Origin of the sequence: Streptomyces sp. NPDC048191 (assembly GCF_040652655.1) — a bacterium.
GTDB lineage: Bacteria > Actinomycetota > Actinomycetes > Streptomycetales > Streptomycetaceae > Streptomyces.
The window spans coordinates 109599-132145 of sequence record NZ_JBEZMO010000021.1; the positions used below are offsets into that span (position 1 = coordinate 109599).

The following is a 22547-nucleotide window of genomic DNA, read 5'->3' on the forward strand; positions in this document are numbered from 1 at the left end:
TCAGCGCACTACCCGGTACAGCACCTGTCCAGCGGGCCCCCCGGTCACCTTCCGAAGCCCCGGCCCGGCAAGGCCCCCCGGACCCACGACCCACTTCACGCCGTACTCCCGCAGGATCCGGGCCCGGTCGGAAGAGGACGTCCCCGCGGCGAAGTACCTCTCCACCGCCGCCTCCCGCCGCGCGGCGTCCGCCAGGAACACATCCGGATACCCCGGCGCCACGGTGTACGCCCCGTACGCGGGGATCTGCCGCGCGGGCGACGTCCGCGCCATCACCACGTCCCCGTACTTCACCCACGGCGTGATCCAGTGGTACCCCACCCACGGCGTCCGGTACTTCGAGGCGACCACGGAGGGCAGGGCAGCCCGCCCCGTCGCATAACCGAGCGTCCCCACCTGTGTCCACGCGCCGACGACCAGCGCGGCGCCCAGCACACACGCCCAGCACACCCGCACGGCCCGCCGTCCCGCCGACACGACCTCCAGCGCGGCGGCGAGCTGCGCCGGGATCAGCGCGGCCGGCAGCGCGCGGCCCCACGAGTAGTGCCCGCTCAGCCCGCCCGCGGCGAACACCAGCGCACCCAGGACGAAGAACAGGACCAAGGGGTCCCAGCGGTCACGGCGGAAGCGGAGCGCCAGCGCCGCCACCCCGAGCAGCACCAGCCCGAACCGCGCGGCCAGGTCCTCGTACAGCGGCTTGTGGATGGCCTCCAGGTCGGCGCCCGCCGAGAAGAGCGAGAAGAAGTCGTAGTACGGCCACAGCCCCAGCAGGAGCAGACCCAGGGCCAGCGCGGCGCCCAGCCGCAGCAGTGCCGGGCGGGGCGGTCGCGCCGCGATCACCGTCGCCAGCGCGCCGAGCGAGGCCACCACGCCGGTGAACTGGTGGCACAGCAGGACCAGTGCCCAGAGCGCACCGAGCCACAGCCACCTGCCCCACGGGGCTTCCGCGCGTACCGCCCGGGTGAGCCAGGCCCAGAAGTGGAAGGTGAGGCCGAGCGCGAAGACGCTGGGGTACGACACCGTCAGCGCGAGGGAGTTCAGGCCCAGGAAGCCGGACCAGTTGAACAGCAGCGGGCCCCACAGGAAGAGCAGGCTGAGCAGGGCGAGGGCGGGGGCCGCGCGGTGGGCGCTGAGCGTGCGGACGTAGCGCCACACCCCGGTGGCCAGCAGCGTCAGCCCGACCAGCGCGGCGATGCGCAGGACCACGAACACCGACAGGCCGGTCACCTTGGCGAGCGCGCCCAGCACCAGCATCCACGGCGAGTAGTAGGGGCTCGGCGTGTCGGCGTCGACCAGCGGGTTGCCGGGATGGAAGAGGTTGTGGCTCAGGCGCTGGACGGTGGCGGCGTGCATGCCGAGGTCGCCCGCCCACGGCAGACGGACGATCACCACGAGCATCAGGACCAGGACGAGTGCGGCGGCAGCCTGCGGCAGCGCCAGGCCGGCCCGCCCGGCGCCGGACGGCGGCTGCGTGCGGCTCACCGGTTCGGTGTCAGACGGTGCGGTGTGCATCCTGCTGGAACACCCAGGTGCGGTAGACGAGGAAACGGAAGGCGGAGGCGAGCACGATCGACAGTGCCTTCGCCACATTCGATCCCAGCACACTGTGCAGGCCGAGACCGTGGTAACCGAGCCAGAACAGGCCGATTTCCATCACGACACCGAGGCCGCTGAACACGAAGAACAGGATGATCTGGCGGCGCGTACGCGAGGCCCGGTCACGATAGGCGAAATAGCGGAAACCCAGGTAATTGGTCGCCATCGCGATACAGCTGGCCAGTACGGTCGCGGTCATCGCCCGCCAACCCAGCCCGTGCAGCAGCAGGTTGAAGATCAGGAAATTGACGAGCACACCGCTTCCGCCGACGATCCCGAACTTCACGACCTCCAGCACGACCCGTGCGACGGGCCGCCGGGCCGGAGCCGGAGCCGGCGCGGGTGCGGGCGCCGGGCGGGTCTCGGTGAGATGAACAGTCACAGCGCAGACCCTATCCGAAAAGCACCGATTAGCAGGAAACGGTAAATTCGCTGATCATTTTTGGCTAAGGGTCGGCAAGAAAGGGAACGCCCCGGGCCGATTCGACGTCGGGCCCGGAGCGCTCTCACCGCCATCCGGCTCTCACTGCCATCCGGCTCTCATGCCGTACGGCTACGAATGCGTGCGCAGCAGCGTCCGCATCGTACGCATCGCCACCGACAGGTTGGCGAGGTCGAAGGTCTCCGAACCGCGGATCTCCTCCAGGGTGGTGCGCGCCCGGCTCAGGATGGGCGCGTTCTTCTGCTCCCAGGCCACGAAGCGCTGCTCGGGAGTGGCGGTGCCGTTGCCCGCCGCGAAGACGTCCGCGGTGAGCGCCGCGTGCGCCGCGTACAGGTCCTCGCGGATGGAGGCGCGGGCCATGGACTGCCAGCGGTCGGCGCGGGGCAGCTCGATGATGCGGTCCATCAGCTGGGTGATGTCGAGCCGGTCGGCGAGGTCGTAGTAGATCTCGGCGACGTCGAGCGGCTCCTTGCCCATGCGGTCGGCCACCGACACGATGTCGAGCGTCGGGAAGGCCGAGGAGAACCCGGCCACGCGCGCGGCGAGTTCGTCCGGGACGCCGGCCGCGGACAGCTCGTCGTACACGTGCTGGTACCACTCCAGGTCCGCGCCGCGCAGCAGCTTCGGCAGCTCCTGCCAGACCCGCTCCACCCGCTCGGCGAAGAACTCGACCGTCTCGGCGAGCTGCAGCGGCTGCGGCCGGTTGTTGAGCAGCCAGCGCGTGCCGCGCTCGACGAGCCGGCGCGAGTGCAGCCGGATGCGGGTCTGGACGGCCGCGTCGACCTTGTTGTCCAGGTCCTCCACCGCGTCCCACACCGGCGCCGAGCAGAAGATCGCGCGGGCCGCGGTCTGGGCCCGGACGATCTCCTCCAGGGAGGCGCCGGTCTCCTCGCGCAGACGGTGCAGATACGTCGTACCGCCCGTGTTGACCGTGTCGTTGACCAGCACGGTCGTGGTGATCTCACGACGCAGCGGGTGGTTGTCGATGGCCTCGGCGAAGCGCTCGCGCAGCGCCGTCGGGAAGTAGGCGTGCAGCAGGCCGCGCAGATACGGGTCGTCCGGCAGCGAGGTCTGCAGCAGCTCCTCGGAGACCGTGATCTTCGTGTACGCCAGCACGACGGCCGTCTCCGGGCTGGTCAGGCCGTGGCCCTGGGCGAGACGGTCACGGATCTGCCGGTCGGTCGGCAGGAACTCCAGCGCCCGGTCCAGGTGGCCCTCGCGCACCAGGTGGCGGAGGAACCGCTGCTGGGCGTGGAGCATGGAGCCCGCCTGGGACAGGGCGTTGGCCAGGGCGGTGTTCTGCGCGTAGTTGTTGCGCAGGACCAGCGCGCCGACCTCGTCGGTCATCTCGGCGAGCAGCTTGTTGCGCTGCTTGACGGTCATGTCGCCGTCCGCGACCAGGCCGTTCAGCAGGATCTTGATGTTCACCTCGTGGTCGGAGGTGTCCACACCGGCGCTGTTGTCGATCGCGTCGGTGTTGATCTTGCCGCCGTGCATGGCGAACTCGATGCGGCCGAGCTGGGTCAGGCCCAGGTTGCCGCCCTCGCCGACGACCTTGACCCTGAGGTCCTTGCCGTCGACGCGGATGGCGTCGTTGGCCTTGTCGCCGACGTCCCCGTGCGACTCCGCCGACGACTTCACGTACGTGCCGATGCCGCCGTTCCACAGCAGGTCCACCGGCGCGTGCAGGATCGCCTTCATCAGGTCGGCCGGGGTCATCTTGGTGACCTTGCCCTCGATGCCGAGGGCCTCGCGGATGTGGGCGTTGACCGGGATCGACTTGGCGCTGCGCGGGAAGATCCCGCCGCCCGCCGACAGCAGCTCGGTGTTGTAGTCGGCCCAGGAGGAGCGGGGCAGCTCGAACAGGCGGCGGCGCTCGGCGTACGACGTCTCCGCGTCCGGGGTCGGGTCGATGAAGATGTGCCGGTGGTCGAAGGCGGCGACCAGGCCGATGTGCTCGGAGAGGAGCATGCCGTTGCCGAACACGTCGCCGGACATGTCACCGATGCCGACGACCGTGAAGTTCTCGGACTGCGTGTCCACGCCCAGCTCGCGGAAGTGCCGCTTCACGGACTCCCAGGCGCCGCGCGCGGTGATGCCCATGCCCTTGTGGTCGTAGCCCGCGCTGCCGCCGGAGGCGAAGGCGTCGCCCAGCCAGAAGTTGTACTTCTCGGCGACCCCGTTGGCGATGTCCGAGAAGGTCGCGGTGCCCTTGTCCGCCGCGACGACGAGGTAGGTGTCGTCCCCGTCGTGCCGGACCACGTCCTGCGGGGGCACCACCTCGCCGGCGACCATGTTGTCGGTGATGTCGAGCAGGCCCGAGATGAACATCTTGTAGCTGGCGATGCCCTCGGCGAGCCACGCGTCGCGGTCCACGCTCGGGTCGGGCAGCTGCTTGGCGACGAAGCCGCCCTTGGCGCCGACCGGCACGATGACGGTGTTCTTCACCATCTGCGCCTTGACCAGGCCGAGGATCTCGGTACGGAAGTCCTCACGCCGGTCGGACCAGCGCAGACCACCGCGCGCGACCTTGCCGAAGCGCAGGTGCACGCCCTCGACCCGCGGGGAGTACACCCAGATCTCGTACGCCGGGCGGGGCGCCGGCAGGTCCGGGATGGCCCGCGGGTCGAACTTCATGGAGACGTAGTCGTGCGGCTTGCCGCCGAGCGCCTCCTGGAAGAAGTTCGTGCGCAGGGTCGCCTTGATGACGGTGAGGAAGGACCTGAGGATCCGGTCCTCGTCCAGGCTCGCCACCTGGTCCAGGGCGGCGTCCAGCTCCTCCAGCAGGGCGTCCGTGATCTCCAGTCCGGCCTTCTGCCGGTCCGGCGACATCCGCGCCTCGAACAGCGAGACGAGGAGCCGGGTGGTGTGGACGTTGTTGCGGAGGGTGTCCTCCATGTAGTCCTGCGAGAAGGTGGAACCGGCCTGCCGCAGGTACTTGGCGTAGGCGCGCAGCACCATCGCCTGCCGCCAGGTCAGCCCGGCGCTCAGCACCAGGGCGTTGAAGCCGTCGTTCTCCGCCTTGCCGGTCCAGGTGGCGGCGAAGGCCTCCTGGAAGCGCTCGCGGGCGTCGTCGGCGAGGTGTTCGCCGCCGCCCGCGGCCTTCGGCATGCGCAGACCGAAGTCGTAGATCCAGGCGGTGGTGCGGTCCGCGCAGCGCAGCTCGTACGGCCGCTCGTCGGTGACCTCGACACCGAGACGGCTGAGCACCGGCAGCACCTGCGAGAGGGAGACCGAGCCGCCCTTCTGGTAGATCTTGAACCGGCGCTCCTCCGGGCCGGCGCCCACCGGCTCGTACAGGCTCAGGCTGAAGGTCTTGTCCTCGCTGAGCTGCTCCAGGTGGACCAGGTCGGCGACCGCGGCGCGCGGGGTGTGGTCGGCCTTGTAGCCCTCGGGGAAGGCGTGGTTGTAGCGGCGCAGCACCTCGGCCGCGTGCTCCTCGCCGCACTCGGCGGTCAGCGCCTCGGCGAACGCGTCCGCCCAGGAGCGGGCCGCCTCGACCAGGCGGGCCTCGATGCGGTCCTTGTCGGCGTCCGACAGCTCGGGCAGCTCGGTGCCCGGCGGGACACGGACGACGAAGTGCAGCCGGGACAGGATCGACTCGGTGTTCCAGGCGGTGAAGTCGACGCTGACGCCGCCGAGCTCCTCCTTCAGGATGTCGATGATCCGCAGGCGGACACCGGTGGTGTAGCGGTCGCGCGGCAGGTAGACGAGGGCCGAGTAGTAGCGGCCGTACTCGTCCTGGCGCAGGTAGAGCCGCAGCCGGCGGCGCTCCTGCAGGTACAGCACGGACGTGACGATGGACTGCAGCTCGGCGACGGGCGTCTGGAACAGCTCGTCGCGCGGGTAGGTCTCCAGGATCTGCAGCAGGTCGCGGCCGTCGTGGCTGTTGGGCGAGAACCCGGCGCGCTCCAGCACCTCGTCGACCTTGCGGCGGATCACCGGGACCCGGCGCACGGACTCGGTGTAGGCGGCGGAGGAGAACAGCCCGAGGAAGCGCCGCTCCCCGACGACGTTGCCGTCCGCGTCGAACTTCTTGACGCCGATGTAGTCCAGGTACGACGGCCGGTGCACGGTGGCCCGGCTGTTGGCCTTGGTCAGCACCAGCAGCTTGTGCTCGCGGGCCTTGGCGCGGGCGTCGGCCGGCAGCCGCTCGAAGGACGGGCTGACCGGGTGCTGCTCGTCCTCGGCGTGGTGCGGGTCCGAGCGCAGTATGCCGAGCCCGGTGCCGGGCACGGCGGCGAGCGTGTCGTCGTCGCGCAGCTGGTACTCGCGGAAGCCGAGGAAGGTGAAGTGGTCGTCGGACAGCCAGCGCAGCAGCTCGCGGGCCTCCTCGACCTCGGGCCGGGGCAGGTCGCCCGGCACGGGCTCGCTGTCCAGGTCGGCGGCGATCCGGGTCGCCGCGTCCCGCATCTTCTCCCAGTCCTCGACGGCCTCGCGGACGTCGGACAGCACGCGCAGCAGATCGGCGGTGATCTGCTTCAGGTCCGCGCGGTCGGTCTCCCGGTCGATCTCGACATGGATCCAGGACTCGAAGTGCGCGTCGTGCGGCAGGTCGCCGCCCGGCGGGGTCGGCAGGACCTCGATCAGCTTGCCGGTGAGGTCGCGCCGGACCACGAACTGCGGGTGGATGACGACGTGGATGCCGCGCCCGCGGCGGGTCAGCTCATTGGTGACCGAGTCGACGAGGAAGGGCATGTCGTCGGTGACGACCTCCACGACCGAGTGGCTGCAGGTCCACCCGTTCTCCTCCACGGTGGGGGTGTGCACGCGCACGTTCGCCGTGCCCTGGGGGCGGTTCTCGGCGAGACGGTAGTGCGAGAGTGCGGCGCCGAAGACGTCGACCGGGTCGCGGTCGGTGAGGTCTTCCGGGGCGGTGTGCAGGTAGTAACGCTGGAGGAACGCGAGTACGGACTCGCTGTCCGGGGTGCCCGGGGAGCCCTTGCCCGTGGTCCCGGTCGGTAGGTGCCCCCCGACCGGGCTGTTCTCAGCTACCCGGGCAGCCCTCTCGAGCAGCTCGGCCTTGGCTTCGTCCAGCTTGGTCTGCATTGTCCTCTGACTCCTGTCGCGCGCCGTTGCGTGACGTAGAAGGAAGTACGGTCTCTTTCCCTCCGGCTCGACGCCACGGCCCGGGGTGTCCGGTCCGCTCAGACGCTATGCCGCGAGGTGAGATGAGCGGGGGGAATTCAGCCATTCTCGACACGCCTGTCGGGTGTGACGCTGCTCTCGGCGCCGCCGTTCGAAGGGGTGTCGTCGGCGTCCCGGGAGCTGCTGCCACCCCGTCCCGCCCGCGAAGACCAGCGACCGCCGCCCGGTCACGGAGGTGCTCCGTGCAACCCGGGCGCAGGGCAGGGGCAGCATCGCCCCCGCGAGATATCGCGCTGATCACGCCACAAGGCTATCGCTCCTCACCCGGGGCCCGTCATGAGCCGTATGTGTACAAAACCGAGGGGTGAAGTTTGACGTTCTGCACAGGGGTGGTGTGGGGACCGGTGGCGTATCCGGGAGGCCGGGCGCGGGGCGCGTGTGCCGTCCGGGGGCGTCCGGTCGCGCGGTGAGAGACACGACCGCACCCTGAGTACAGGGCACCCCGCCCCCGCGTGGGGCGCCCGGACGAGGGCCGGAACCGCGACCGCCCCCTTGGCAAGCACGCCCGGTGTTGGCACGTTGCCCAGGGACAGTGCGTCCCGCCCGGGAGCACCGGAGTATTCGGAGGAGCCGACATGCCCGCGAAGATCCTGATCGTCACCGGCGACGCGGCGGAGTCCCTGGAGGTCCTCTACCCGTACCAGCGGCTGCGCGAGGAAGGCTACGAGGTCCACATCGCGGCCCCCTCCCGCAAGACCCTCCGCTTCGTCGTCCACGACTTCGAGCCCGGCTACGACACCTACACCGAGAAGCCCGGTTACACCTGGCCCGCCGACCTGGCCTTCTCCGACGTGGACCCCGGCGAGTACGCGGCTCTCGTCATCCCCGGCGGCCGGGCCCCCGAGTACCTGCGCAACGACGCCGAACTCCGCAAGATCCTCAAGGCGTTCTTCGACTCCGACAAGCCGGTCGCCCAGATCTGCCACGGCCCGCTGCTCACCGCCGCGATCGACAGCCTGCGCGGCCGCCGGGTCACGTCGTACCCCGCGCTCGAGCCGGACATGCAGGCGGCCGGAGCGAGCTTCCAGGACACCGAGGCCGTGGTCGACGGCACCCTCGTCTCCTCCCGGGCCTGGCCGGACCACCCCTCGTGGATGCGCGAGTTCCTGAAGGTCCTGCGCAGCAAGGCACCGGTGACCTGAAGCGGAACCCACCCCCGGCGCGCGCGGCTACGCCGCTATTCGCTGCGCTTCCTCGACCGCCTCCGCGAGCGTGTCCACCACCGGCACTCCCACTTCCGCCAGACTGTCCCGGCTGTGCGACCCCCCGGTGTACAGCACGGCCCGGGCCCCCGCCTCACGCGCCGCGATCGCGTCGTCCGCCGCGTCCCCGATCACCACGGTGCGCGCCGGTTCGACGACCCCGGTCAGCGCCGCCAGGTGCCGCACCATGTGCTGGGCCTTGCTGCCGCCGGACGGCCCCGTACGCCCCTCGACCCGCAGAAAGTGCGCCTCTATCCCGAAGCCCCTTACGAGCGGCACCAGTTCCGCATGGCCGTACATGCTCAGCAGCGACTGGCTGTGCCCCGCCGACCGCCAGCCCGCGAGCAGCTCCGCCGCGCCCTCGGTCAGACCGCAGCGCTCCCGGTGCGCCGTGTAGTGCCGGTGGAAGACGCCGTCCATCAGCTCCCACTCGGCATCGGTGGGCAGCCGGCCCAGCAGCCGCTCGTAGAACTTCGGCACCGGCACGCAGTACAGCGAGCGGTACTGCTCCAGCGTGATCGGCGCGAGGCCCAGCTCGGCGAAGGCCGCGTTCGTCGCCACGATGATCGCGTCGTTGTCGTGGAACAGCGTGCCGTTCCAGTCCCAGACGATGTGCGCGCTTGCCTTCATCCCCATGCCGAAAACCGTACCCGCTCCCACTGACAACGCCGGTCGCGGGCCGATCCGCCCAGGTCAGGACGGGTCAGACCAGGTTGGGGATCTCCTGCGTGGCGTACCACAGCAGCTCGTGGTCGTCCGCTCCGTCCACGACGAACTGGGCGTCGTCGTCTCCGCCGTCGGCCGCCTCCAGCGCGTCCGCCGCCGCGGCCACGTCCTGCTCCGCGTCGTCGGCGTCGACGTGCACCGCGGCCGCCTTGGCGAGCGGCACGGCCGCCGTCACGGTCACCTCGCCGAGCGCGGACGGGTCGAGCGCGCGGTCCGGGTCGGCGCTCGCCGCACCGTCGGCCACGTCCACGGCGACCACGACCCGGCGCCGTACCGCACCCGGGTCCGCCGCCAGCAGCCGCAGCGAGGCCAGCGAGGCCCGGCTGAGCGCGGCGTACTCCAGCTCCTCGATGTCCTCGGAGAGGTACCACTCGCGCAGGGCGGGCGTGACGGCGTACGCGACGAAGGGGCCGCTCCCCAGCTCACCCGTCTTGTGCGCCTCGGCGAGACCGGGGAGGGTCAGGGGGACGTAGACGCGCATGCTGGCCGCTCTTTTCCGCTCAAAGGCTCCGCTGAGGCCCCGGGGAAGGCCCGCTGCCGCGGCTCCCGGAGGGCCTTCAGGATACGTGCGCCCGTCCCCTTTCGGGTCCCTGCCCACGCCCCTGGAGGCGTCCACTCCGGGCCGTGGATTCACCCGGTGCACCCGCCTCGTACCGGGGTTCCGGGCCCCTCGACTCCCTCGGATAGGTGAACCTGCCCGCCGCTGCGGGGCTCTCGTGCCCGTCCTTGCCACCCCGCTCCCCGCCCCGTACAAGATCCCCACCAGCGAGTTACCGCCCGGTATCGAACCGGGCCAGCCGAACGGGGACCCCGTGAACAAGGTCATGAGCCGCACCCTCCAGCCCCGCCCGCGCCACCGCCCACCGACCCGCCACGACACCCGCCGCCCGGGCGGTGCCCCGCCCCGGAAGCCGTCGGTCAGGGGCAGGAGCGAGCTGCCGCCGGCCGCCGCCCGCAACGCGCGCACGGCCCTCACAGCCCCGCAGACCACGAGGCCGCCGCTACGCCCCACCGACGTCTTCGCCGACCGTCTGCTGGCCGTCCTGAGCGGTCAGCGGCCCGTCCACTGGATGCTCCGCCACACCGCGGGCCGCGCCTACGACGAGCTGGCCCGCCTGGCCGAGCGCAGCCCCCTGCGCACCCGCGGATCCCGCCCCGTCGTCCACGACATCGGCTACTACGTCCCCAGCGAGGACGCCCTGGAGGTCTTCGCCCGCATCGCCGCCGGCGACCGGCTCCGCGCCCTGGCCTTCCGCCTGGAACGAGGCCAGGACCTGCGCTGGCGCTGCACAGCCGTGGAAACCGGCCCGCGCCCCTAACGCCCGCCCCCGCGGGCGCGGACCAGCGGGACAGCCCGCCGGCCGACCCCGGCACAGGGCATCTGAGCAGCGACGCGAAAGGGCCGGGTCCCAAGAGGAACCCGGCCCTTTCGTCAACGGCTGGAGTGCCGCGGGCGACCGCTACTTCTTACGGCGCCGGCCGCCCTTGGCCTGCCGCCGCCGCTCGGCCCGGGTCAGCCCGTCCGCCTCGGAGCGGACCGGCTCGTCCTCCTCCAGGTCACGCTCGACGATGCCGCCCTCACCGTCCACGGTCGGCGCCGAGAAGTGCAGCTCCCGCCGCTGCGGGACGTCCAGCCCCTTCGCACGGATCTCCGGACGGGCCCCGGCCTGCGCCGGAACCGTCTCGGGGGCGCCCTCGCCGACCAGTTCCTCGGCCTCGACCGGGACCTCCTCGACCTGCTGCTCGACCTGGACCTCCAGGTTGAACAGATAGCCGACGGACTCCTCCTTGATGCCCTCCATCATCGCGGTGAACATGTCGAAGCCCTCGCGCTGGTACTCGACCAGCGGGTCCTTCTGCGCCATCGCGCGCAGGCCGATGCCCTCCTGGAGGTAGTCCATCTCGTAGAGGTGCTCGCGCCACTTGCGGTCGAGGACCGACAGCACGACCCGGCGCTCCAGCTCACGCATGATCTCGGAGCCGAGCTGCTCCTCCCGGGACTCGTACTGCGCGTGGATGTCCTCCTTGATGGACTCGGAGATGAACTCGGCGGTCAGTCCGGCACGGTCGCCGGCGGCCTCCTCCAGCTCCTCGATGGTGACCTTCACCGGGTACAGCTGCCGGAAGGCGCCCCACAGCCGGTCCAGGTCCCAGTCCTCGGGGAAGCCCTCGGCGGTCTCCGCTCCGACGTACGCGTCGATCGTGTCGTCCATGAAGTGCTGGACCTGCTCGTGCAGATCCTCGCCCTCCAGCACGCGCCGGCGCTCGCCGTAGATGACCTCGCGCTGCCGGTTGAGGACCTCGTCGTACTTCAGAACGTTCTTACGGGTCTCGAAGTTCTGCTGCTCGACCTGCGACTGCGCGGACGCGATCGCGCGCGTGACCATCTTGTTCTCGATCGGCACGTCGTCCGGCACGTTGGCCATGGACATCACGCGCTCGACCATCTGGGCCTTGAACAGGCGCATCAGGTCGTCGCCCAGCGAGAGGTAGAAGCGGGACTCGCCCGGGTCGCCCTGACGGCCGGAACGACCGCGGAGCTGGTTGTCGATACGGCGCGACTCGTGCCGCTCGGTACCCAGCACGTAGAGCCCGCCGAGGTCCTCGACCTCTTCCTTCTCGGCCTTGACCGCCTGCTCGGCCTTCTCCAGGGCGGCGGGCAGTGCCGCGGCCCACTCCTCGATGTGCTCCTCGGGGTCGAGGCCGCGCTGGCGCAGCTCCGCCTCGGCGAGGTCCTCGGGGTTGCCGCCGAGCTTGATGTCCGTACCACGGCCGGCCATGTTGGTGGCCACGGTCACCGCGCCCTTGCGGCCGGCCTGCGCGACGATCGACGCCTCGCGCTCGTGGTGCTTGGCGTTGAGCACCTCGTGCTGGATGCCGCGCTTGCTGAGCTGCTGCGAGAGGTACTCCGACTTCTCGACGGACGTCGTGCCGACGAGGATCGGCTGGCCCTTCTCGTGCTTCTCGGCGATGTCGTCGACGACGGCCTCGAACTTGGCCACCTCGGTGCGGTAGATCAGGTCCGACTGGTCCTTGCGGACCATCGGCTTGTTGGTGGGGATCGGGACCACGCCGAGCTTGTAGATCTGGTGGAACTCGGCGGCCTCGGTCATCGCCGTACCGGTCATGCCGGAGAGCTTGCCGTAGAGGCGGAAGAAGTTCTGCAGGGTGATCGTGGCGAGCGTCTGGTTCTCGTCCTTGATGTCCACCCCTTCCTTCGCCTCGATCGCCTGGTGCATGCCCTCGTTGTAACGGCGGCCGGCGAGGATACGGCCGGTGTGCTCGTCGACGATCATGACCTCGCCGTCGATGACGACGTAGTCCTTGTCGCGCTTGAAGAGCTCCTTGGCCTTGATGGCGTTGTTCAGGTAGCCCACGAGGGGGGTGTTCACCGACTCGTAGAGGTTGTCGATGCCCAGCCAGTCCTCGACCTTGGAGACGCCGGGCTCGTGGATGGCGACCGTGCGCTTCTTCTCGTCGACGTCGTAGTCGCCGGTCTCCTCGACGCCCTTGAGCGGGTTGCCCGCCTCGCCCTTCTTCAGGCGCAGGACCAGCTTGGCGAAGTCGCCGTACCACTTGGTGGCCTGGTCGGCCGGGCCGGAGATGATCAGCGGTGTACGGGCCTCGTCGACCAGGATGGAGTCGACCTCGTCGACGATCGCGAAGTTGTGGCCGCGCTGCACCAGCTCGTCCTTCGACCACGCCATGTTGTCACGCAGGTAGTCGAAGCCGAACTCGTTGTTCGTGCCGTAGGTGATGTCGCAGTTGTACTGCTCGCGGCGCTGGGCCGGGGTCATGCTGGCGAGGATGCAGCCGACGCTCAGGCCGAGGAACCTGTGAACGCGACCCATCATCTCGGAGTCGCGCTCGGCCAGGTAGTCGTTGACCGTGACGATGTGGACGCCGTCTCCGGAGAGGGCGTTCAGATACGCGGGCAGGGTGCCGACGAGGGTCTTGCCCTCGCCGGTCTTCATCTCGGCCACATAGCCGAGGTGGAGGGCGGCGCCACCCATCAGCTGCACGTCGTAGTGCCGCTGGCCGAGCACGCGCTTGGCAGCCTCACGGACGGTGGCGAACGCCTCGGGGAGCAGGTCGTCCAGGCTCTCACCATCGGCGTACCGCTGCTTGTACTCATCGGTGAGGGCCCGCAGCTCGGCGTCGGAGAGGTCGACGAAGTCCTCTTCGATGGAGTTGACCTGGTCCGCGATGCGGTGCAGCTTGCGCAGGATCTTGCCTTCGCCTGCACGCATGATCTTCGAGAGGACGGACACGGGGGTTTGTCTCCTTGCCGGTCGGGCCTGGGACGGTCGGTTTCCATTTGACTTACTGAGCAACGGCCATCGTATGCGAGGACCCGGCCGGGCCGGGAGGCCTGGCGCCCTGGCGGCTGCTTCATCCAGGACAACGGACGGGGAACGCGGATAGTGCCGCATCGGCGCGAGGATTTGCGCGAATTGTGATCACGTGCTCACGTATAGCGAAAAACGATGGCCGGACCGCGTACCGCCGAGCACAATCAGCCGATGGAACCCGTCACACTCACCACGGACCGCCTGGTCCTGCGCACGGTCGACCCGCACGACACGCAGGCGGTGTACGAGGCGGCGCAGGACCCCGACATCCAGCGCTGGACCACGGTGCCGTCGCCGTATCTGCACGAGCACGCGAGCGGCTTCACCGAACAGCTGGTCCCCGACGGCTGGGCACAGGGTTCGATGTTCACCTTCGGCGTCTTCCTCACCGGCGGGGAACTCGCCGGCATGCTCGGTCTCACCATGCGCTCCCTCGGCGTAGCGGAGGTCGGCTTCTGGGCCACCAAGGAGCACCGCGGCCACGGCTATGTCACCGAGGCCACCCTCACCGCCTGCCGGTGGATCTTCACCGCGGTCGGTGTCGACCGGGTCGAATGGCGTGCCGAGGTCGGCAACCACGCCTCCCGCGCGGTGGCGGAGCGGGCGGGTTTCACCATGGAGGGCACCCTGCGCTCCGCGGTCAACAACAAGGGAGTGCGCCGGGACTGCTGGGTCGGCTCCCTGCTCCCGTCGGACCTCGGCCTGCCGTCCACGGCCCCGTACCTGCCCGCCCGCGCCTAGGGAAACCGCAGGTCAGCCCGCACTGTCAGTGGCACCCTCTATCGTCCGGGGGCATGACGACGCTGCCGCGCCCGACCACCACGCTCACCGCGGACGACGCCCGCCGCATCGCCCTGCGGGCCCAGGGGTTCCTCGGCGCGCCCGACCGGCGGTCCGGGGTCCGCGGCGTGCTGCGCCACCTCGGCGCGGTCCAGCTGGACACGATCTCGGTCCTCGCCCGCTCCCACGAGCTCGTGCCCTACGCCCGGCTCGGCGCGGTCGGCCGCAAGACGGTCGAGGCCGCCTACTGGCAGGACACGCACGCCTTCGAGTACTGGTCGCACGCGGCGTGCATCCTGCCCGTCGAGGAGTGGCCGCACTTCGCCTTCCGCCGCCGCGCCTACCGTGACCGCCCGCACTGGAACCACGAGCTGCCCGAGGGTGTCTACGACCAGGTCATCAAGCAGCTGCGGGCGGAAGGCCCGCTGACCTCCACGGAGCTGGGCGGCGCGAAGAAGACGAGCGACTGGTGGGACTGGTCCGGCACCAAGGTCGCCGTGGAGCGCGCGCTGATGTACGGCGAGGTGGTGTGCGTCGAGCGGCGCGGTTGGAAGCGGGTGTACGACCTGGCGGAGCGCGCCGTCCCGGACGCGCTGCTGCACGACGAGCTGGACGACGCCGAGTGCCTGCGCCGCCTGGTCCGGCTGGCCGGCGAGTCCCTCGGGGTCGGCACACGCGCGGACATCGCGGACTACCACCGCCTCAAGGGCGAGCAGGTCGACGCGGTCGTCGCCGACTCGGGTCTGGTGCCGGTCGAGGTCGAGGGCTGGTCCAAGCCGGCCTGGGCCGACCCGGCGGCATTGGCGACCCCGCCGCGCGGCCGTCACCGCACCACGCTGCTGTCGCCGTTCGACTCGCTGATCTGGGAACGGGCACGCACGGAGCGCATCTTCGGCTTCACCCACCGCCTGGAGGCGTACGTACCCAGGCCCAAACGGGTCTACGGCTACTTCGCCATGCCGGTGCTCGCGGGCGGCCGGCTGGTGGGCCGGGTGGATCCCGCGCGCGAGGGGCGCACGCTGGTGGCCAAGCAGGTCACGCTGGACGGCCCGAAGGCGGTCCCGGCGGTCGCCCAGGCCCTGGTCGAGGCGGCGACTTGGGTGAACTGCACGGACGTCCGAGTGGAGCGGGTGGACGAACCCGGTCTGCGCGAGCCCCTGGCCAGGGAACTCGCCCGCACCCTCGGCTAGCCCCCCGGTCCCGCTACCGGATCTCGAGGATCTTCTCCCGCATCGCGTAGACCACGGCTTCCATCCTGGAGTGCAGCTGAAGCTTCTCCAGGATGTTGCGGACGTGGTTCTTCACGGTGTTCTCGGAGATGAACAGCTCTTTCGCGATGTCCCGGTTGTTCATCCCGGTGGCGACGAGCTTGAGTACCTCCAGCTCGCGATCGGTCAGCCGGGGGGCGGGGACCAGCCGGCGCTCGTCGGTGCGCTGGATCATCGACTTGAACTCGGTGAGCAGCTTGGACGCCATGGAGGGGCTGATCTGCGACTGCCCGTCGGCCACCGCGCGAATGGCGGTCGCCACCTCGTCCGTGGAGATCTCCTTGAGCAGATATCCGGTCGCGCCCGCCTTGATCGCCTCGTAGAGATCGGCCTCCTCGTCGCTGATCGTCAGCATGATGATCTTGGCGCTGGGGGCGACTTCCTTGATGGAGGTACAGGCCTCGATCCCGCCGCGCTTGGGCATGCGAACGTCCATCAGCACGATGTCGGGCAGCAGGTCGGCGGCCTTGTCCACGGCCTCGGCACCGTCGCCGGCCTCGCCGACGACCTGGATGTCCTCCTCGGCCGCGAGCACGATCTCCAGGCCGCGCCGGAAGAGGGCGTGGTCGTCCACCACCAGGACTCTGATCGGCTCCGCGCGCGCGGAGCCCGTGTCCGGGCCCATGCCGGTGACACCGTCGTCGCCATCCTCGTTCCGCATCGGTCCGAAGGTGTCCGCCATCGTTCCTCCCCCTGAGGCTGTGGCCTGTGGTCCCGTGCCATCGCCAACCCAAGGCAGCGGCCCACCGGTTGGGCCGGTCCGGCCATGATTTCATGCCCGGGCGACCCCGGGGTGACGTGCGGGGCGTGAAGTGGTCGCACACAGGTGCCCCTGGGGGCGCACACGCGCTTCCAGGGGCACCGGCTCATAGTGGACCGGGTGGTTCAGCCGCCCAGCGTGCCACCCGCCGCGGGGGGCTGCGCCTCAGCGACCATCGGGTCCGTGCTGAGGTGGATCACGCCGTAGTCGTAGGCGTGCCGCCGGTAGACAACGCTCGGTTCCTTCGTCTCCGCGTCGACGAACAGGTAGAAGTCGTGGCCGACCAGTTCCATCTCGTAGAGGGCCTGGTCGAGGCTCATCGGGGCTGCGACGTGGGTCTTCTCGCGGACGACAAGGGGGCCGTCGCCCTTGACCTCCAGCGAGCCGATCTTCTTGGTCGGCACCCCGTCCGTCTCTTCCTCCTGCGCGGGGAGGCCGTTGCCGTTCAGCGTCGCCGCGCCCGGGACGTGGTCGGGCACCTCGGCCGCCGAGATCCGGCGTGCGCCTCGCCGCGAGAAACGCTTGTCGTGCTGCTTGCGCAGCCGGGCGTCCAGTTTCTCCGCCGCCAGGTCGAGTGCCGCGTACGGATCGCTGGCCGCCGCTTCCGCCCGGATCACCGGACCGCGGGAGCGGAGGGTGATCTCCACTCGGTCACAGCGGTCGGCCTGTCGGGGGTTGGGCTCCTTGGACACCTCGACGTCGAGGCTGATCACCTTGGCATCGAGCCTCTGGATCTTCTCCAGCTTCAGCTTCTCGGCCACGTGCTTGCGGAACCGCTCGGGCACCTCGGTCTTGCGGCCTTTGACGACGATGTCCACGCAGAACTCCGTTCCCGGATCGCTCCACCCGCTCGGCGGAGCATCTCCCTTTTGCACCAGGTCCGGTGAGCACCGGACCTCGGACTCGGTGACTTCCACCTCCTCCTCCCCCTGGGGCGAGGTCTCCACCCCACCGGCACGGGTGATTGCGGAAAACCCCGTGGCACGGCATTCCGATATGAGAGGTGTGGCCTGCGGCTTTCCTCACAACCGAACATATCTCGCCCGGACGGATGTCGTCACCCTCTACTCCGGCGTACCTCCGTTCAGGTGAATTACCCCTCTTGCTAGCTGCAACGATGCGAGTCAGAGGTCAGTTCCTGTTTATTTCGAAAGAATCCCGCGGGGCGGCGATCACGGCCGCATGGAGCACGCGCCGGAGGGGGTCCACCTCCGCATTTTCCGGTGCACCATGCACCCACTTACCGCTCTCCCACTGTGGTCCGGTCCGTCGTTCATCCCTTCCTTCCCGAGTTACGTCCCCGTACACGGCTGCGCTCACTCGAGTTCGCTCTTCTGCCACCTCCCGGACGGCCCGCGCCGCCTCGGCGAGGCTGGCGCCCGTCGTGATCAGGTCGTCGACGAGCACGACGTGACCCGAGCCGAGTAGCCGGGCTCCGCCCGCCGTCACCTCCAGCGCCCCCGCGAGGTTCGCGAGGCGTCGCCGCGCGTCGAGCCCGGCCTGGTCCACGACCGGGCGCCGCTGACGCAGCACGGCCGCCACCCGGGCCGGTATCCCGGTACGCCGCAGCTCCCCGGCCGCGGCAAGGGCCATCCGCCGCACCGGGTCGTGCCCACGCGCCCGCACGGCCCACCGGGCGGAGGGCACCGGGACGAGCAGCACCGTCCCGGGACGACCGGAAACGGCCGAGGCGGTGGCACCGGTATCACTCCCGCCGAGCCCCGCCCGCACGGCCCCGGCCAGGGCCGCGCCCAGCGCTCCCGCGAGGGCCAGCACGCCCCGCTCCTTGTGTGCGAGAAGGAGCGTGCGCACCTCCCCCGCGTACGCAGCCGCCGCGTGCACCACCGGCAGTCCGGCCGGCTCCGGCACCGGCCGCACCCGCCGCGCAGCGCCTCCGTACAGCGCGGCCCGGCAGCGCGGGCAGAGCAGCGTGCGAGGTGCTCCGCAGCCCGCGCAGTCGGCCGGCAGCACCAGGTCGGTGAGGTCCCGCCACCACCCCCGCATGTCCACCACTGTGCCAATGCCGAAGCCGCGAGGCCACCCCTGTGGAAAACGTCCTGTGGACAGCCGGAGCGGCGCCCCCTCATGGCCTCGGGGACGCGGAAAGGGGCGTAGCCGGGCGGAGTCGAGGAAGGGAGGCCATGCCCCGTAGGCAGGGTTGTGGGCAAGGCCGTGGACGGGGTCGGGCGTGTCGTCGGCCGACCCGGGACCGGCCGACGACACGCCCGACGGATGGACCGACGTTCAGCCCGGCTGTCCGACGTTCAGCCACGCTGCTCCGACGTTCAGCCACGCTGCTCCGACGTTCAGCCCGGCCAGACCGACGATCAGCCCGGATAGGCCGGTGCCGTCCCGTCCTTGTCCACCTTCTGCCACTGCGCCCCGGACGGCAGCCGTACGATCCCGTCGTCCTCCGAGTAGGCCACGAGAGGTACCCGGTCGTCCTCGGACGCGGCGATCGCCTTGACGCCGGTGACCGCGCCCGGCGCCGGGCCGTCCAGCGTGGAGCCGTCGACCTGGACGTACCGCATCTGCAGCACGCCGCCCTGCTCCCGGCCGACGACGAGCAGCCTGCTGTCCCCGGCCCACGACAGGGCGCTGACCTGCTCCAGGTCGGGTGCCGCGGAGCGCAGTTCGACCACCGACGTGCCCTGCCCGGTGCCGTCGTCGCGCTGGACCCGGCCGATGAGCAGGGACTGCTCGCCGTTCTTCTTCTCCACCACGAGCGCGATGCGCGCCCCGTCGGCGGCGACGCGCGCGTCCTTGATCGTCCCGGACAGGTCAGGGACCGCGACCTCTTCCGGCTTGGCGACGCCCTGTGGGAGGACGTACAGCCGCGGACGCCGCGGGTTGCGGTCGGCCACCCACAGGTCCCCGCGGGCGTCCCAGCTGGGTGTCGTCAGCCGGTCGTCCGACGTCGGACCCTGGCTGGTCACCAGCGCGTCCCCGAGCGAACCGCCCGACGCCAGCGACGTCACGTACAACGACCTGCCCTGATCGCCGACGCCAGCCGCGGTGTGTTCGTCCCGCGACACGGCCACCGACTCCAGTGCCTTGCCGCCCTCGCCCAGCGCACCCGGCACCGGGGCCGCGCTGCTGGTCGTGCTCCCTGTCGGTATCCGCACGAGCCGGTGCTTGGCGTCGAGGTAGTACAGGTTGTCGGGGCTCTTGGCCGAACCGCGCCAGGCGGTGGTCTCGGCGCGCTCCTCGCTCAGGTCGCAGAGCCGGTGGCCGCCGACACCCTGCAGCTCGACGGACTCCAGCGTCGGCGCCAGGTTCCGCAGCGTGAACAGGAGCTGCGTCGCCATCTCGGTGCACTTGGTCGCCGCGACCTGGGACACCTTGAGGTTCAGCGGCACGGTCAGCTTGTTCTGGTCGTCCGGCGCCAGGCCCGACACGTCCTTCTGCAACGCCGTACCGGTCGGGAAGCTGGACCTGACGACCGGGCCGAGCCAGCGCGTGGGGCCGCTCACCAGCGAGCGCACCATCTGCGTCATCGGGTCCACCTTGCTGCGCACGAACACCGGATCGGCGACCGCCACCGGTTCCGCCGTGGACCCGACCGTGGTGTCGGAGGCGAAGTAGTACTTGTCGACGGACGTGTAGTTGCGCTGGAAGTCCGACTTGCCCATGACGACACCGTCGGGCAGCCCGTCGATGCGCCACTGACCGTTCTTGGGGTCCCGCGTGAGGTGCACCTTCTTGCGGTAGGAGCCGGCGGCCGGCTTGTACGCCTGCTGCGCGTCCACGGTCGCGACCTGGCTGCCCGCCAGGACACAGGTGACGCTGCTGGTCGGCTCCGAACCGTTGCCCGCCCGGCAGTCGGGCTCGATGCTCGGCCCGTTGGCGAGGACGGTGGCGGACTGCTCGGGCCGCCAGGTGTGCGCCGCGTCGGACGTCAGATACTTGCGTGCCGTGTCGTACGCGGGGTCGTCGCTGGTCAGCGCCTCCAGGAAGCCCTGCATGATCTCGGCGGGCCCGGCGCCCTCGGCCGGCGGCATGGCGAACACACGGACACCGGTGTCCTGCCGCGGCGTGGACTCCACGTTGCGCAGATCCCCGCTGTCGGGCATCGAGGCGCATCCGGCCAGCAGTACGGCTCCCAAGGCGGCGTAGGCCACCGCGCGTCCCGGCCTTGGCCGGGCGCCCCCCGGGCGGTCAGCGCCCACGAAATGCCTCCCCTGACTCCGTCGAGTCCTCCGCCGCGACCGCCTCCGGCCGGGCCGTACCCGGGCCGGGCGCGGCTTCCGTCGCGGGCCTGTCGTCCGCGCGGCGCGCGCCACCGGCGGGCCGGGGCACCACGCGCGCGCCGTTGCCGTTGCCGGGCAGTGCGGCCGGGTCGGCCGCGGGCCCGACGGCGGACAGCCGAGGCGCGATCGGGGCGCGCGGCGGCAGCGCGGACGCCTGGGCCCCGCCCTGCTGCACCGGAACGGTCGCCCGCTTCTCCTCGCCCCCGCCGGGCAGGCCCGCCTCGTCCAGACCACGGTTGCGGCGCGAGTCCTTGGGCTCCAGCGGTATCGGCGATCCCCGCAGCGGCTCGTCCGCGGTCCTGGGCAGCGTCAGCCGGAACTGGGAGCCGCCGCCCGGCTCGCCCCAGGCCTGCAGCCAGCCGCCGTGCAGCCGCGCGTCCTCCAGGGCGATCGACAGCCCCAGGCCCGTACCGCCGGTGGTACGGGCGCGTGCCGGGTCCGCCCGCCAGAAACGGCTGAAGACGCGTGTCGCCTCGCCCGGCTTGAGTCCCACGCCGTAGTCGCGGACCGCCACGGCGACCGCGCCGCCGGCCGAGGCGAGCCTGACGACGACGTCCTTGCCCTCGCCGTGCTCGACGGCGTTGACGACGAGATTGCGCAGCACGCGCTCCACGCGCCGGGCGTCGGCCTCGGCGACCACGGGCTGCTGATCGCCGAGCACGCGTATGTGCGTGCCCTTGCGCTCGGCGAGCGGCTCGGCACCGCTGACCACGCGCCGCACGACCTCCCTGAGGTCTATCGGCTCGGCCTCCAGCGCCGCCGCACCCGCGTCGAAGCGGCTGATCTCCAGCAGATCCGCGAGCAGCGACTCGAACCGGTCCAGCTGGTCGGCGAGCAGCTCGGCCGACCGGGCGGTCACCGGGTCGAAGTCCTCGCGCGCCTCATGGATGACATCGGCGGCCATGCGGACGGTCGTCAGCGGGGTGCGCAGCTCGTGCGAGACGTCCGACACGAACCGGCGCTGCATCCGCGACAGGTCCTCCAACTGCTGGATCTTCACCTGAAGGTTCTGGGCCATCTTGTTGAAGGCCTCACCCAGGCGTGCGATGTCGTCCTCGCCGGTGACCTTCATCCGCTCCTGCAGGCGGCCGGCGGACAGCCGCTCCGCGATCCCGGCCGCCATCCGCACCGGCGTGACGACCTGGCGCACCACCAGCCAGGCGATGGCACCGAGCAGGACGACGACGAACAGCCCCGCGGTCGCGAGCGTGCCCTTGACCAGGCTCAGCGACTTCTCCTCCTGCGTGAGCGGGAAGAGGTAGTACAGCTCGTACGGTCGCCCGTTCGGGTCGTTGACCTGCTTGCCGATGACCAGCGCCGGCTGCGACTCCTTGCCGTTGGAGTAGACGATCCGGGTATAGCTCTGGGCGGCCGTCGTCCCGCTGTTGACCCGCTCACGCAGGTCGGCGGGCACGCTGGAGGTCGGGTTGACGTTCCCCGAGCCGCGGGGGCTGCGGCCGCCGCCGCTGTCGTCACCGACGGGCAGCGTGACCACGTCGAAGGCGCCCGCGCCACCACTGGACAGCGACTCCACGAGGTCGCTCATCCACTGGATGACGTTCTGCGCCTGCCGGCCGTCCGTGGTCGCCGTACCGTCGGCGGTGCCGGTCCCGGCAGCCGTACCGGTGCCCGTGCCGCCGGCCGCCTCGTCGGCCCTCTGCTTGGCCACCGCGAAGCCACCGGTGGCCTGGCTCTGGGAGGCCTTCACCTTCGCGTCCAGCAGGCCGTTGCGCACCTGCCCGATCACGACGAAGCCCAGCAGCAGGACCACGCCCAGGGACATCACCAGTGTCGTGGCGACGACCCGCAGCTGGATGTTGCGCCGCCACAGCCGCATCACCGGCAGCAACGGACGGCGCACCCAGCGCAGGAACAGCCTCAGCACCGGGCTGCCCTGGACCCCGCCCTCGAGGAGTCCGCCCTCGAACAGACTCCTGAACCGCGCACCCGCCGCCCGGCCGACAGGCCGCCCCGGACGGGCCCCGGACCGGCCGGGGGCCGAAGCGGCACTGTCCCCGGACAT

Annotated in this window: 15 protein-coding genes; 4 read left to right on the plus strand and 11 right to left on the minus strand. The window is 70.8% G+C overall.

The features are described from left to right. The 3 genes from AB0D93_RS29135 to AB0D93_RS29145 all read right to left on the minus strand — a co-directional run bounded on the left by AB0D93_RS29135 (position 1) and on the right by AB0D93_RS29145 (position 7087). The gene (locus AB0D93_RS29135; protein WP_362125387.1) at positions 1 to 1398 is read right to left on the minus strand and encodes a hypothetical protein; all 1398 of its coding nucleotides are present in this window, start codon (positions 1396 to 1398) and stop codon (positions 1 to 3) included. Positions 1399 to 1492: 94 nt separating this feature from the next. Continuing rightward, on the minus strand, positions 1493 to 1882 hold the full coding sequence (locus AB0D93_RS29140; RefSeq protein WP_362125323.1) for a GtrA family protein: 390 nt from the start codon (positions 1880 to 1882) through the stop codon (positions 1493 to 1495). A gap of 267 nt (positions 1883 to 2149) precedes the next feature. Further along, a complete protein-coding gene (locus AB0D93_RS29145; RefSeq protein ID WP_362125326.1) occupies positions 2150 to 7087 on the minus strand; it encodes an NAD-glutamate dehydrogenase in 4938 nt (1645 codons plus the stop codon). Between the two features lie 674 nt (positions 7088 to 7761). Here AB0D93_RS29145 and AB0D93_RS29150 point away from each other — a divergent pair. Beyond that, complete coding sequence (locus AB0D93_RS29150; RefSeq protein ID WP_362125329.1) at positions 7762 to 8328, plus strand: DJ-1/PfpI family protein; 567 nt, start codon at positions 7762 to 7764, stop codon at positions 8326 to 8328. 27 nt (positions 8329 to 8355) lie between these two features. On the opposite strand, the gene AB0D93_RS29155 is transcribed toward AB0D93_RS29150, so the two are convergent. Both AB0D93_RS29155 and AB0D93_RS29160 read right to left on the minus strand, forming a co-directional pair. Continuing rightward, positions 8356 to 9024, minus strand: a complete 669-nt coding sequence (locus AB0D93_RS29155; protein WP_362125332.1) for an HAD family hydrolase — start codon at positions 9022 to 9024, stop codon at positions 8356 to 8358. Between the two features lie 67 nt (positions 9025 to 9091). Further along, on the minus strand, positions 9092 to 9595 hold the full coding sequence (locus AB0D93_RS29160; protein ID WP_362125335.1) for a hypothetical protein: 504 nt from the start codon (positions 9593 to 9595) through the stop codon (positions 9092 to 9094). Between the two features lie 331 nt (positions 9596 to 9926). On the opposite strand from AB0D93_RS29160, the gene AB0D93_RS29165 reads away from it, so the two are divergent. Then, on the plus strand, positions 9927 to 10433 hold the full coding sequence (locus AB0D93_RS29165) for an Rv3235 family protein (RefSeq protein WP_362125338.1): 507 nt from the start codon (positions 9927 to 9929) through the stop codon (positions 10431 to 10433). Between the two features lie 141 nt (positions 10434 to 10574). Here AB0D93_RS29165 and secA read toward each other — a convergent pair whose 3' ends face one another. Then, positions 10575 to 13385 (minus strand): preprotein translocase subunit SecA, encoded by a 2811-nt coding sequence (gene secA, locus AB0D93_RS29170; protein ID WP_362125341.1) that lies wholly within the window; start codon positions 13383 to 13385, stop codon positions 10575 to 10577. Between the two features lie 252 nt (positions 13386 to 13637). On the opposite strand from secA, the gene AB0D93_RS29175 reads away from it, so the two are divergent. Together AB0D93_RS29175 and AB0D93_RS29180 are read left to right on the plus strand one after the other, a co-directional pair. After that, positions 13638 to 14207, plus strand: coding sequence for a GNAT family N-acetyltransferase (locus AB0D93_RS29175; protein WP_362125344.1), 570 nt, complete (start codon positions 13638 to 13640; stop codon positions 14205 to 14207). A gap of 53 nt (positions 14208 to 14260) precedes the next feature. Further along, the gene (locus tag AB0D93_RS29180) at positions 14261 to 15436 is read left to right on the plus strand and encodes a crosslink repair DNA glycosylase YcaQ family protein (protein WP_362125347.1); all 1176 of its coding nucleotides are present in this window, start codon (positions 14261 to 14263) and stop codon (positions 15434 to 15436) included. A 13-nt stretch (positions 15437 to 15449) separates the two neighbouring features. On the opposite strand, the gene AB0D93_RS29185 is transcribed toward AB0D93_RS29180, so the two are convergent. The 5 genes from AB0D93_RS29185 to mtrB form a co-directional block, all read right to left on the minus strand. Continuing rightward, positions 15450 to 16196, minus strand: a complete 747-nt coding sequence (locus AB0D93_RS29185) for a response regulator transcription factor (RefSeq protein WP_362125350.1) — start codon at positions 16194 to 16196, stop codon at positions 15450 to 15452. 203 nt (positions 16197 to 16399) lie between these two features. Beyond that, a complete protein-coding gene (gene raiA / locus AB0D93_RS29190) occupies positions 16400 to 17092 on the minus strand; it encodes a ribosome-associated translation inhibitor RaiA (RefSeq protein WP_362125353.1) in 693 nt (230 codons plus the stop codon). A gap of 313 nt (positions 17093 to 17405) precedes the next feature. Beyond that, positions 17406 to 18278, minus strand: a complete 873-nt coding sequence (locus tag AB0D93_RS29195) for a ComF family protein (RefSeq protein WP_362125356.1) — start codon at positions 18276 to 18278, stop codon at positions 17406 to 17408. Between the two features lie 323 nt (positions 18279 to 18601). After that, positions 18602 to 20443 carry an LpqB family beta-propeller domain-containing protein gene (locus AB0D93_RS29200; RefSeq protein WP_362125359.1) on the minus strand — a complete coding sequence of 614 codons (1842 nt, stop codon included), beginning with the start codon at positions 20441 to 20443 and terminating at the stop codon, positions 18602 to 18604. After that, positions 20433 to 22547, minus strand: a complete 2115-nt coding sequence (mtrB, locus tag AB0D93_RS29205) for an MtrAB system histidine kinase MtrB (protein WP_362125362.1) — start codon at positions 22545 to 22547, stop codon at positions 20433 to 20435. The genes AB0D93_RS29200 and mtrB overlap by 11 nt, the downstream gene beginning before the upstream one ends.

What these genes read in the sequence shown, in the direction of transcription:
- AB0D93_RS29135 (WP_362125387.1), bottom strand. Translation starts at nt 1,398, where the DNA reads ATGCTCGTGGTGATCGTCCGTCTGCCGTGGGCGGGCGACCTCGGCATG.
- AB0D93_RS29145 (WP_362125326.1), bottom strand. Translation starts at nt 7,087, where the DNA reads ATGCAGACCAAGCTGGACGAAGCCAAGGCCGAGCTGCTCGAGAGGGCT.
- AB0D93_RS29150 (WP_362125329.1), top strand. Translation starts at nt 7,762, where the DNA reads ATGCCCGCGAAGATCCTGATCGTCACCGGCGACGCGGCGGAGTCCCTG.
- AB0D93_RS29155 (WP_362125332.1), bottom strand. Translation starts at nt 9,024, where the DNA reads ATGGGGATGAAGGCAAGCGCGCACATCGTCTGGGACTGGAACGGCACG.
- AB0D93_RS29160 (WP_362125335.1), bottom strand. Translation starts at nt 9,595, where the DNA reads ATGCGCGTCTACGTCCCCCTGACCCTCCCCGGTCTCGCCGAGGCGCAC.
- AB0D93_RS29175 (WP_362125344.1), top strand. Translation starts at nt 13,638, where the DNA reads ATGGAACCCGTCACACTCACCACGGACCGCCTGGTCCTGCGCACGGTC.
- AB0D93_RS29180 (WP_362125347.1), top strand. Translation starts at nt 14,261, where the DNA reads ATGACGACGCTGCCGCGCCCGACCACCACGCTCACCGCGGACGACGCC.
- AB0D93_RS29185 (WP_362125350.1), bottom strand. Translation starts at nt 16,196, where the DNA reads ATGGCGGACACCTTCGGACCGATGCGGAACGAGGATGGCGACGACGGT.
- AB0D93_RS29195 (WP_362125356.1), bottom strand. Translation starts at nt 18,278, where the DNA reads ATGCGGGGGTGGTGGCGGGACCTCACCGACCTGGTGCTGCCGGCCGAC.
- mtrB (WP_362125362.1), bottom strand. Translation starts at nt 22,547, where the DNA reads ATGTCCGGGGACAGTGCCGCTTCGGCCCCCGGCCGGTCCGGGGCCCGT.